Annotated in this window: 10 protein-coding genes; 7 read left to right on the forward strand and 3 right to left on the reverse strand. The window is 74.7% G+C overall.

Annotation, left to right across the window (positions count from 1 at the left end; translation table 11 throughout):
• Positions 1-568: 568 nt before the first annotated feature.
• Positions 569-1,624 (reverse strand): DUF3027 domain-containing protein, encoded by a 1,056-nt coding sequence (locus JFN87_RS28900; protein WP_209344759.1) that lies wholly within the window; start codon positions 1,622-1,624, stop codon positions 569-571.
• Positions 1,625-2,012: 388 nt separating this feature from the next.
• Between JFN87_RS28900 and JFN87_RS28905 the strand changes: the two genes are divergently transcribed.
• From JFN87_RS28905 to JFN87_RS28920, 4 genes are all read left to right on the forward strand, one after another.
• Positions 2,013-3,518 (forward strand): MFS transporter, encoded by a 1,506-nt coding sequence (locus tag JFN87_RS28905; protein WP_209344761.1) that lies wholly within the window; start codon positions 2,013-2,015, stop codon positions 3,516-3,518.
• Between the two features lie 26 nt (positions 3,519-3,544).
• Positions 3,545-4,048: a DUF2771 domain-containing protein gene (locus JFN87_RS28910; RefSeq protein WP_209344763.1), complete on the forward strand. Its 504-nt coding sequence runs from the start codon at positions 3,545-3,547 to the stop codon at positions 4,046-4,048.
• Between the two features lie 85 nt (positions 4,049-4,133).
• Positions 4,134-4,838, forward strand: coding sequence for a futalosine hydrolase (locus JFN87_RS28915; RefSeq protein ID WP_209344765.1), 705 nt, complete (start codon positions 4,134-4,136; stop codon positions 4,836-4,838).
• Complete coding sequence (locus JFN87_RS28920) at positions 4,822-5,679, forward strand: 1,4-dihydroxy-6-naphtoate synthase (protein WP_030898211.1); 858 nt, start codon at positions 4,822-4,824, stop codon at positions 5,677-5,679. The genes JFN87_RS28915 and JFN87_RS28920 overlap by 17 nt, the downstream gene beginning before the upstream one ends.
• Before the next feature lie 93 nt (positions 5,680-5,772).
• Here JFN87_RS28920 and JFN87_RS28925 read toward each other — a convergent pair whose 3' ends face one another.
• Positions 5,773-6,156 (reverse strand): cold-shock protein, encoded by a 384-nt coding sequence (locus JFN87_RS28925; protein ID WP_209344767.1) that lies wholly within the window; start codon positions 6,154-6,156, stop codon positions 5,773-5,775.
• 475 nt (positions 6,157-6,631) lie between these two features.
• Positions 6,632-7,402, reverse strand: a complete 771-nt coding sequence (locus JFN87_RS28930; RefSeq protein ID WP_372449299.1) for an HAD family hydrolase — start codon at positions 7,400-7,402, stop codon at positions 6,632-6,634.
• A 157-nt stretch (positions 7,403-7,559) separates the two neighbouring features.
• Between JFN87_RS28930 and JFN87_RS28935 the strand changes: the two genes are divergently transcribed.
• From JFN87_RS28935 to JFN87_RS28945, 3 genes are all read left to right on the forward strand, one after another.
• Positions 7,560-8,648, forward strand: a complete 1,089-nt coding sequence (locus JFN87_RS28935; RefSeq protein WP_209344770.1) for a FecCD family ABC transporter permease — start codon at positions 7,560-7,562, stop codon at positions 8,646-8,648.
• 89 nt (positions 8,649-8,737) lie between these two features.
• Positions 8,738-9,775, forward strand: coding sequence for a FecCD family ABC transporter permease (locus JFN87_RS28940; protein WP_307865630.1), 1,038 nt, complete (start codon positions 8,738-8,740; stop codon positions 9,773-9,775).
• Entirely contained in the window at positions 9,772-10,668 is an 897-nt protein-coding gene (locus tag JFN87_RS28945) for an ABC transporter ATP-binding protein (RefSeq protein ID WP_209344773.1), read from the forward strand. Before JFN87_RS28940 ends, JFN87_RS28945 begins: the two co-directional genes overlap by 4 nt.
• Positions 10,669-10,766: the final 98 nt, after the last annotated feature.

Consider the following 10,766-nt stretch of genomic DNA (forward strand, 5'->3'; position numbering starts at 1 on the left):
CGCCTGGCTCCCGGCGCCCGGCAGCGGGCCGCCCCGGCCGGGTGCGGGACAGCGCGCGGGCCGGCCGCCCGGCGCCCACCTCGTACGGCGGGACACCGGCCCGGGGTAGGCGTACTCGACCGAAGGACCGAGGGCCGTACCCGCCCGGGCAGCGGACCGGGCCGTGGCCCGCGAGCGCCGACCCCCGGACCGCGCCCCGTCCGGGCACGGGTGCCGAACCGATGACACCCGTACCAACGCGACCGGCCCGGAGCCGTCTCGGCCGGCGGAACGGGGCGAACTGGGCGAAGCCCGAAGCGAGGGCCGCCGCCCGGGGGCCGGGCCGACCCGGGGCAGGCGTGCTCGACCAGGGAGCCCGGGGCCAGGTGCCCGGCGGTTGAGCGACGGCAGTGGAGCTGAACGGGCCCTCCGGCCCGGGTCCCTCCGGGACGGGACGCCGGGGCGAAGGCACGCGTGCCAACGCGACCGGCCCGGAGCCGCGGCGACCGGCGGGACGGGGTGAAGTGGGCGGAGCCCGAAGGCCGGGCCGGGCCGGGCCCGACGATCGGGCCGGCCTTCGGCCGGCCGGTCAGCTGTGGCCCAGGTCCTCCGTGTCGTCGGGCTCGGCCGCCGCCGCGACGGAGCCCTCCTCGCGGGACGGGTGCAGCGGGAACTCGTCCGAGCCCACGGTGTCGAGCACCGGCGGCGCCGGGACCGGGGGCTTCGGCATGACGGCCGCCTCGGAGTGGCCGCCGCAGCCGTACGCGAGCGAGACCACGTGCCCGTCCGCCGACGAGAACTCGTTGGCGCAGATGCCGAACGCCTGCCGCAGCGACCCGCCGAGCGGCACGAGGAAGCCGCACGAGGCGCACGGCGCCGGCGCGGCCTGCGCCATCGGGGTCTTCGGGCCGTACTGCTCCTCCCAGCGGTCGGCGCCCACGTGCAGCCCGTACCGCGAAAGGACCCGCGGCCTGCCCATGCCGAGCTCCTCGGCGACCGAGGCGATGCGGGCGCGCGCGGGCACCGTCGTCGGGAGGTCGGGCGTGTTGAGCTCGGCGTCCTCGGACTCGACGAGCTCCGCGACCGCTTCCGACGCCATCACGGAAGCGGGCGCAGGCGCGGGCTCCGGCAGGACCGGAGCCGGACCCGGGGCCGAAGCCTCGGGCCCTGCGGGCGCCTCGGGATCCGCTTCGCCCTCCTCCACGGCCTCGCGCACGGCCACGGGCCCCGGCGCGTTCGGCGGTTCCTGGTCCTCGCCCGTGTAGCCGGGTTCGAGCCGCAGGTCGTCCGCCTCGGTCGGCAGCAGGTCGCCGGGGCCCATGTCGCCGGGGCGCAGCCGCTCGCTCCACGGCACCCATTCGGGGGCGAGGAGCGCGTCGGAGCCGGGGAGCAGGACGGCCTCGTCGACGGTGACGGCCTTGGCGCGGGACGCGCGGGCCACCGTCACCGCCCAGCGCCAGCCCCGGTAGCCGGTCTCGCGGCACTCGAAGAGGTGTGTGACGACCCGGTCGCCGTCGGCGACCACCGAGACGTGCTCGCCCACGATCCCGGGAGCGGCCACCTCCTCGGCCACAGACCGCGCGAGGTCCACCGCCTCTGCGCACAGGCGGTCGGGGGTACGGCTTCGCATCGTCGCAGCACTCACAGGTCTCGCTTCTCTCCTACGCCGTAGCAGCACGGGTGCGCCGACCGGTGACGGTGTGCGGGCCGAAGGCGGAGCGGACCAGGGGGCCGCATCGACGTCCTTCGCCCGACCGGCTTCCCGGGCGCACCTCGACGTTGTCCACAACCATTCTGCGGGACGACGACAGGGCGCGCGGCCGCGAGCAACCGCCGGTGGCGCGCTACGCACGCTACCTCCTCCTTCGCCCCCGGCCCACCTGCACGCCGCCATTCCCATACTTCGGGCCCCGTCGCAACACAGCCGTGACCCGGCCGCGCACCCGGCCGCGCGCCCGCCGACGCGCCCGTCCCGCCGCGCTGTCACGTACGAGATCGGTTCGCTCACCCGGAGCGTGGGGCACTATGACGGAGTGGCAGCCGTCAGGTCGTCCGACGCGTCCCGCCCGCTCCGCAGGACGGCGCGGGTGATCGGTCATGCCCTGTACATGCCGATCACGGGGCCCGCGAAGGGCGTCAGGAAGTTCTCCAACGCCCACGGGGCCGGCGAGTCTGGCCTCGGCAAGCTGATCGAGCTGCACGCGGTCAACGGCGCGGGCGACGTCATGATCACCGTGGCGCTCGCGTCGACCGTCTTCTTCTCCGTCCCGACGGACGAGGCGCGCGGGCGCGTCGCCCTCTACCTCGCCATCACGATGGCGCCCTTCACGCTCCTGGCGCCCGTCATCGGCCCGCTGCTCGACCGGCTGCCGCACGGGCGCAGGGCCGCCATGGCGATCGCGATGCTGGCCCGCGCGGTCCTCGCGATCGCGATGTCGGGGGCGGTGGCGACGGGCGGCATCGAGCTGTACCCGGCGGCGCTCGGCTGCCTCGTCGCGTCGAAGGCGTACGGGGTGGTGCGCAGCGCGGTCGTGCCGCGCCTGCTGCCGCCGCAGTTCCCGCTGGTCAAGGCGAACTCCCGGGTGACGCTCGCCGGGCTGCTCGCGACCGGCGTGGCGGCCCCCATCGGGGCCGGTCTTCACCAGGTCGGCGTGCAGTGGCCGCTGTACGGGGCGTGTGTCATCTTCCTCGGCGGCACGTACCTGGCGTTCTCCATGTCGCCGAAGGTGGACTCCGCGAAGGGCGAGCGCACCGCGCACCTGGTGGAGTACGGGCACCGCCCCGAGCCGCGCCGCGAATACACCGGCGGGTTCCGTGACGCGAAGAGCACGCGCACGGGGAAGGCGGCGGGCACCGGGAAGACCGCGCGCGCCGGGAAGACCGCGCGCGCCGGGAAGAGCGGGAAGTACGGGCGGTGCGGGCGGACGGGCAGGCCGCCGCGGCCCACGCTGCGCACGGTCGGGCCCTCCGTGCTGCACGGTCTTGAGGCCAATTCGGCGCACCGCGCGCTCTCCGGGTTCCTCACCTTCTTCCTCGCCTTCCTCCTGCGCGACCATCCGCTGCCGGGGCTCGGCGCGGCGATCTCCCTGGGCATCGTCGGCGTGTCGGCCGGGGCGGGCAACGCGATCGGGACGGCGGTGGGCGCGTGGCTGAGGTCACGGGCGCCGGAGCTGATCGTCATCGCGATGCTGCTGCTCGCGCTGACGGCCTCGGTCTTCGCCGCGCTGTTCTTCAGCACGGTGATGGTCGCGCTGGTCGGCGCGGTCGCCGGCTTCTCGCAGGCCCTGTCGAAGCTGTCGCTGGACGCGACGATCCAGCGTGACGTGCCCGAGGAGGTCCGCACGTCGGCGTTCGCACGCTCCGAGACGGTCCTGCAGATGTCCTGGGTCGTCGGCGGCGGCATCGCGATGGCGCTGCCGCTGAACGCGTCGCTCGGCATGTCCGTCGCGGCGGCGGTGATGGCGGCCGGTGTCATCGCCGCCGTACGAGGGCTGCTGAGGGCCGCACGGCGCGGCGCGGCACACCCCCGCGCGGCCTGACACGGACGGACCGATAATCTTCGCCCATGACCGTTGCGCTCATTCCCGCCAAGGCCCGCAGGGCCGGCGTCGTCCTCGGTGCGGTGTCCGCCGGGCTCCTCGCACTCTCCGCCTGTGACAAGCCGACGCCCCTCGCGACCGTGACGGTCGGTTCCGGCTCCGTCCACACGGAGGCGAGCTGCTACAACGACGGCAAGGCCATCTCGAACAGCACGGCGCAGAAGTGCCTGGCGAAGAAGGCCGACAAGGTCATCACCGTCAGCACCGACGACACGGTCGGCTTCGGCGTGGACCCGGGTCTCGTGGACGACGGAAACGGCTGGGCGCTCTTCCTCAACGGTCAGCAGGCCGAGGCGCAGCCGTCCACGGCCACCTACCGTTCGATCCCGGCCGCTTCGTTCTTCCAGCCGGACCAGACAACCGGTCAGACGCCGAAGTCGGTGCAGGTCGCGATCGTCGAGAGCAACAAGACCAACCCGTCGATCCGGGGCATCTGGCACTTCGAGCTCAAGATGAAGAGCTCCGACTGACGGTCCGACCGACGATCCGGCTGACGAGTTGAACGCGTTGGAGCCACCGGGCGCAGCCACGGACGGACCGGGCGGGCGCGGCCGCGTGCCGCGCGTGCTCGTCGTGACGGCCGTGGCGGTGGAGGCCGAGGCGGTCGCCGCCGGAGCGGCGGGGGCCTCCGTGGCCAACGGCGGGACGCGCGTCGACGTGCTGGCCGGGGGTGCGGGCCCCGCGGCCGTCGCGGCCGCCACCGCGACGGCCCTGGCCAGGGCCTCGGCCGCCGGCGACCCGTACACGCTGGTGGTGTCCGCGGGCATCGGCGGCGGGTTCGCCCCGCGCGCGCCGCTCGGCTCGGTGGTCGTCGCCGACGAGATCATCGCCGCCGACCTCGGCGCCGACACCCCCGACGGCTACCTGGCCGTCGAGGAGCTCGGCTTCGGGCGCAGCACGCACCGCCCGCCCGCGGCGCTCGCTGCCGCGATGGCACGCTCCCTCGCGGCGTCCCCCGACTTCCCCTCGCTGCTCGCGCCCGTCCTCACCGTGTCGACGGTGACCGGCACGGCACGGCGTACGGTCGAACTGGCGGCGCGCCACCCGCGTGCCGCCGCCGAGGGCATGGAGGGCTTCGGCGTCGCGGAGGCGGCCGCCGTGCACCGCCTGCCGTGCGCGGAGGTGCGCGCGATCTCCAACACCGTGGGCCCGCGGGACCGCGCCGCCTGGCGCATCGGCCCGGCGCTCGCCGCGTTGAAGGGCGCGTTCTCGCTGCTCAACCCCGTATTCGAGGAGACGTTCGATGACCGCCGACCGTGACAAGCCGCTGCAACTCGCCTACTCACCCTGCCCCAACGACACCTTCACCTTCGAGGCGTGGGCGCACGGCCGCGTGCCGGGCGCGCCGGAGATCGACGTCACGTTCGCGGACATCGACATCACGAACGGCATGGCGGAGCGCGGCGAGTTCGACGTGCTCAAGGTGTCGTACGCGGTGCTGCCGTGGGTGCTCGGCGAGTACGCGCTGCTGCCGTGCGGCGGCGCGCTCGGCCGTGGCTGCGGGCCGCTCGTGCTGACGAAGGAGCCTGGCACGGACCTGACGGGCAAGGTCGTCGCCGTGCCGAGCGAGCGGTCGACGGCGTACCTGCTCTTCAGGCTGTGGGCCGCCGCGACCGTGCCGGGCGGCGTGGGCGAGATCGTCGTCATGCCCTTCAACGAGATCATGCCGGCGGTCAGGGACGGCAAGGTCGACGCGGGGCTCGTGATCCACGAGGCGCGCTTCACCTACCAGAACTACGGGTTGCACTCGCTGGCGGACATGGGCGAGCACTGGGAGTCCACGACCGGGCTGCCGATCCCGCTCGGCGCGATCATCGCGAAGCGGTCGCTGGGCGCCGAGACGCTGCGCGCGCTCGCCGACGCCGCGACCGCGTCGGTACGGATGGCGTGGGACGCGCCCGAGGTGTCACGGCCGTACGTGCTGGAGCACTCGCAGGAGCTGGAGCCGTCGGTCGCGGACCAGCACATCGCGCTCTACGTCAACGAGTTCACGGCGGAACTCGGCGACGAGGGGTACGCGGCGATCCGCGGCCTGCTGGAGCGGGCCGCGGCGGAGGGACTCGTGCCGCCGGTCGCGGAGGACGCGCTGCGCTTCGTGTGACAGTGGTGGTGGGCCGTCCCGCTGTGCCGGACGGCCCACCGTGCGAGCTCGCGGTGCGGGCTCGCGGTGCGGGCTCGCGGTGCGGGCTCCGGCTCAGACGTCGAGCTGGTCGGCGACCGCGCGCAGGAGGCCCGCGATCTTCTTGCCGTGGGCCTTGTCGGGGTAGCGGCCGCGCTCCAGCATCGGGGAGATGTTCTCCAGCAGCGTGGTCAGGTCCTGCACGATCGACGCCAGCTCGTCGGGCCTGCGGCGCTGCGCCGCCGCCACGGACGGCGCCGGGTCGAGCAGGGTCAGCGAAAGCGCCTGGTCGCCGCGCTGGCCGGCGACGACGCCGAACTCCACGCGCTGCCCCGGCTTGAGGGCGTCGACCCCGGCAGGGAGCACCGACGAGTGCACGAAGACGTCACCGCCGTCGTCGCGGGAGAGGAAGCCGAAGCCCTTCTCGCCGTTGTACCACTTGACCTTGCCGCTGGGCACGTCTGTCCTCATCCTCGAACTCGTCGGGGCGCCGGGCCGTGTCCGGCATGTGCCGCCCGGTCGGCGGCGCCTGGCGCGCGAAAGAAAAAGAAGGGGAAGCGCTCCGAAGAGCACCGCAGAGCACTGTGGCGGGCCTTGACCCGCCGCGCCCAAGGCTAGTGCCTCCCGTCCGGATCTGGTCGGGCGCGCGTGCCCCGGGACGCCGCACGGAGCACCCGTTCGCAGGGAACTACCCTGGTGCCGTGACTGCTACTCCTGCATCCGCCACCGCCACCGCCGGTCCCGGCGACGGGCTCGTCCGGGCCGGCGGGGTCCTGTTCATCGTCGGCGCCGTGGCCACGCTGGTCACGGTGGCGCCGCTGTTCCTGGGCACCAAGCCGTTCCCGACCGCCGCCTACCTCGTCTGCATGCTGATGGCGGTCGGCTTCGTGGTCGCGGCCGCGGGGGTCATGCGGTCGATCGGCGCCCAGCGGCGTCAGGCGAAGTCCTTCGTCCCCGCGGCGTCCGCCGCCAGGGTGGACGCGACGGCCCCGGCGGCCCCGGCTGCCTCCGGCGAAGGCGCGGACGCGGGCGACGGCACGGCCGCTTCCGCGTAACCGCGCTCGCCCGCGTGGGCGGTGAGCCACGCGGGGAACGCGCCGAGGCCGTCGAGCACGACGTCCGCGCCGGCCTCGCGCAGTTCGTCCGCGCCGCACGGGCCTGTCGCCACGGCGACCGACAGCGCGCCCGCGGCGCGTGCGCCGCGCACGTCGCCTGTGTGGTCGCCCACGTACACCGTCGCGCCGTACGCGCGCAGCGCCTCGGCCTTCGCCTCGGCCCACAGCCATCCGACGACGGCGTCCGGCGTGAGGCCGAGGTGCGCGAGGTGGAGCTCCGCGTTCGGCTGGTGCTTCGCCGTCACCACGATCGCCCGGCCGCCCAGCGCCTGGACGGCGGCTATCGCCTCGCGTGCGCCTGCCATCGCGAGCGTCGGCTCGATGGCGAATGTGGGATACATCTCCCTGTAGCGGTTGGCGACGGCCTCGATCCGGTCTGCGGGGAACCACTCGGCCAGCTCCTCGGCGAGCGGTGGGCCGAGCCGCGTCACGGCGAGGTCGGCGTCCACGTGCACCCCGGTCTCGGCGGAAAGTGCCCGGTAGGTGGCGTGGATGCCGGGCCGTGAGTCGATCAGCGTCATGTCCAGGTCGAAGCCGACGGTGAGCGGCCGCGCGGTGAGCGGGTGGGTCTGGGAAGCCATGACTCCCATTGTGCGGGTGCGACTTGTGCGGGTGCGACGGGTAAGGCTCGCGGAGGGCCTCTTGATCGGGCTGGCTAGACTTAGGCTCACCTAACCACGACCCGCGCGTGTCCCTGGTCCGTCCGTCCTGATGTTCCGTCCCGGCGGCCCGTCCTGATTGGTTGCGATGTCTGCCGTTGCCCCTGCGACCCCGGGCGGGTCCGACGACGAGGCCTCCACCGCGCCCGCGTTCAGCGCGCCCGCGGGCGGCGGGCGGCGGGCTCCGGTCGCGCGGCGGGTCGCCTGGACGGCGGTGGCCGTGGTGGCGCTTGCGGCCGCGGTCGTCCTGAGCCTGGCGGTCGGCGCGCGGGCCGTGCCGCCCACGACCGCCGTCGACGCCCTGCTGCACGGCGGCCACAGCGCCGACGCCGAGGTGGTGCGGCAGCTGCGGGTGCCGCGCACGGTGCTCGGGCTGATGGTCGGCGCGGCGCTCGCCCTCGCCGGAACGGTCCTGCAGGGCATCACGCGCAACCCCATCGCCGACCCCGGCGTGCTCGGCATCAGCCAGGGCTCGTCGGTGGCCGTCGTGCTGGCCATCACGTTCGCGGGCGTGCACACGCTGGACGGGTACGTCTGGTTCGCCTTCGCGGGCGCAGGGGCCGCGTCGGTCGCGGTGTACGCGATCGCGTCGCGCGGGCGCGGCGGTGCGACGCCGGTGAAGCTGGCGCTCGGCGGCGCGGCGATCAACGCGCTGCTCGTGGCGGTCACCCAGGCCGTCCTCACGACGAACGCGGCGACGCTTGAGGAGTTCCGCTTCTGGCAGGTGGGCTCGCTGACCGGGCGCGGCGGCTCGGTCGCGGGCGAGGTCTGGCCGTTCCTCGTGGCGGGCACGGTGCTCGTCGTGTACGTGGCGCGCGGCCTGGACGCGCTGGCGCTCGGCGACGACATGGCGGTGGGGCTCGGCCAGAACGTGGCGGTCGTGCGGATCGTCGGCGGGATCGGCGCGACGCTGCTGGTCGGCGCGGGTGTCGCGGCCGCCGGGCCGATCGCGTTCGTCGGTCTCGCCGTGCCGCACATCGCGCGGGCCTTCGTGGGCACCGACCACCGCTGGGTGCTGCCGATGGCGGCGCTGATCGGGCCCGTGATGCTGCTGGTCTCCGACGTGATCGGGCGGATCGTCTTCCCGCCGGGCGAGGTGCCCGCGGGCGTGATGACGGCGCTGATCGGGGTGCCGTTCCTGGTGGCGCTCGTGCGCAGGAAGGCGGTACCGGCGTGAGCGCGCCCACCACGACGGCGCGGGCGGGCGCGGAGGAACCGGGCCGCGCCGGTGGCCCGCGGCGCGCGACGCGTCCCGCGGGCTACCGGGTGGTCCGCCGCGGCCGGGGCTCGTTCCTGCTGCACCGGCGTTCCGCGCTCGTGGCCGCGGGGCTGCTCGTGCTGCTCGCGCTGGTCTGCGTGGCGTACCTGTGCGTGGGCGACAGCTTCGTGTCCCCGGGGCGCGTGGTGCCGGTGGTGTTCGGCGGCGGGCGGCCGCAGGACCAGCTGATCGTCGGCACGTTGCGCGAGCCCCGGATGGTGCTCGGGCTGCTGGTGGGCCTGGCGTTCGGGGTGGCGGGCGCGCTGGTGCAGACGGTGGCGCGCAACCCGCTGGCGAGCCCGGACATCATCGGCATCAGCCAGGGCGCGGGCGTCCTGACGGTGGGCGCGCTGACGTTCGGGGTCACGTCGTACGCCGTCCTGCCGTACCTGTCGATCGCCGGCGGGCTCGTGGCGGCGGGCCTCGTCTACGCCTTCGCGTGGCGCGGCGGGCTGCACGCGACGCGGTTCGTGCTGATCGGCATCGGGTTCTCGATCGCCCTGAAGTCCGTCATCACGCTGCTCATGACGAAGGGCGACGTGCTCGTCGCGCAGCAGGCGCAGGTGTGGATGACGGGATCCCTGAACGGGCGGGGTTACGACGAGGCGGTGCCGGTGGTGATCGCGCTGGCCGTGCTGGCACCCGCGGTGGGATGGGCGGCGTACGCGCAGCGGACGGTGTCCATGGACGACGACACGGCGACGGCGCTCGGCATCCGGCTGAACCGGGTACGGCTGGGGCTCGTCGTGACGGGCGTGATCCTCGCGTCGGTGGCGACCGGCGCGGCGGGCCCGGTGGACTTCGTGGCGCTGATGGCGCCGCAGATCGCCCGCCGGACGACGGGCACGGCGCAGATCCCGCTGCTGACGTCGGCGCTGACGGGGGCGGTGATCGTGGTGGCGGGCGACCTGCTGGCGAAGACCTTGTTCTCGCCGACGGAACTGCCCGTCGGCGTCCTGACGGCGGCGGTCGGCGCGCCGTATCTGATCTGGCTGCTGATACGGCGAAGCGGCGCCGGCAGGCGCGCGACGGGAGGCACGGCATGAGCGACGGCGTAACAGCCGCGGACCAGGACACGCGGGCGGCGGGGGCGGGTGCCGCGGAGGCGGCGGGAGCCGGTGTCCGGCTCGCGGCGCGCGGGCTGACGCTCGCGTACGACGACCGCACGGTGGTGCGCGAGCTCAGCCTCGCCGTCCCGGACGGCAAGGTGACGGTGATCGTCGGGCCCAACGCGTGCGGCAAGTCGACGACGCTGCGGGCGCTCGGGCGGCTGCTCAAGCCGCGGTCCGGGTCGGTGCTGCTGGACGGCGAGGAGCTGGCGTCCCTGTCAACGCGGCGCATCGCGCGCTCGATCGGCCTGCTGCCGCAGTCGCCGTCGGCGCCGGAGGCGATCACGGTCGCCGACCTCGTCTCGCGCGGCAGGCAGCCGCACCAGCGGTGGTGGCAGCAGTGGTCGGACGAGGACGAGCGCGCGGTCACGGCGGCGATGGAGCGCACGAACGTCACGGACCTGGCGGAGCGGCCCGTCGACGAACTGTCCGGCGGCCAGCGCCAGCGCGTGTGGATCGCGATGGCCCTGGCCCAGGAGACGGATCTGCTGCTGCTCGACGAGCCGACGACGTTCCTCGACATCGCGCACCAGGTGGAGGTACTCGACCTGGTGCGCCGCCTCAACCACGAGCGCCGCAGGACGGTGGTGATCGTCCTGCACGACCTCAACCAGGCGGCACGCTACGCGGACCACCTGGTGGCCATGAAGGCGGGCAGCGTCGTGGCGGAGGGCGCACCGGCCGACGTCGTGACGGCGGAGCTGGTGCGCGACGTCTTCGGCCTGACCGCGGTCGTCATAGACGACCCGGTCACGGGCGGCCCCCTGGTCGTCCCGAGCACCCCGTACGCCCCACGGGAGGCCGACGCGCCCGAGCGCCGCCCGAGCTGACACGGGCTCCCGCGCCGCTGCGTCGGGGCCGCCGCGCAGGGTCGGCTCCCGCCCCGGCGCCCCCCGACGCCCCGGGAGACCCGAAGAGCGCACGTCTG

Origin of the sequence: Streptomyces montanisoli (assembly GCF_017813245.1) — a bacterium.
Taxonomy (GTDB): Bacteria; Actinomycetota; Actinomycetes; order Streptomycetales; family Streptomycetaceae; genus Streptomyces; species Streptomyces montanisoli.

Coding starts and splice junctions, on each gene's coding strand:
- JFN87_RS28945 (WP_209344773.1), top strand. CDS start 9,772: ATGAGCGACGGCGTAACAGCCGCGGACCAGGACACGCGGGCGGCGGGG.
- JFN87_RS28910 (WP_209344763.1), top strand. CDS start 3,545: ATGACCGTTGCGCTCATTCCCGCCAAGGCCCGCAGGGCCGGCGTCGTC.
- JFN87_RS28930 (WP_372449299.1), bottom strand. CDS start 7,402: ATGGGAGTCATGGCTTCCCAGACCCACCCGCTCACCGCGCGGCCGCTC.
- JFN87_RS28935 (WP_209344770.1), top strand. CDS start 7,560: ATGTCTGCCGTTGCCCCTGCGACCCCGGGCGGGTCCGACGACGAGGCC.
- JFN87_RS28920 (WP_030898211.1), top strand. CDS start 4,822: ATGACCGCCGACCGTGACAAGCCGCTGCAACTCGCCTACTCACCCTGC.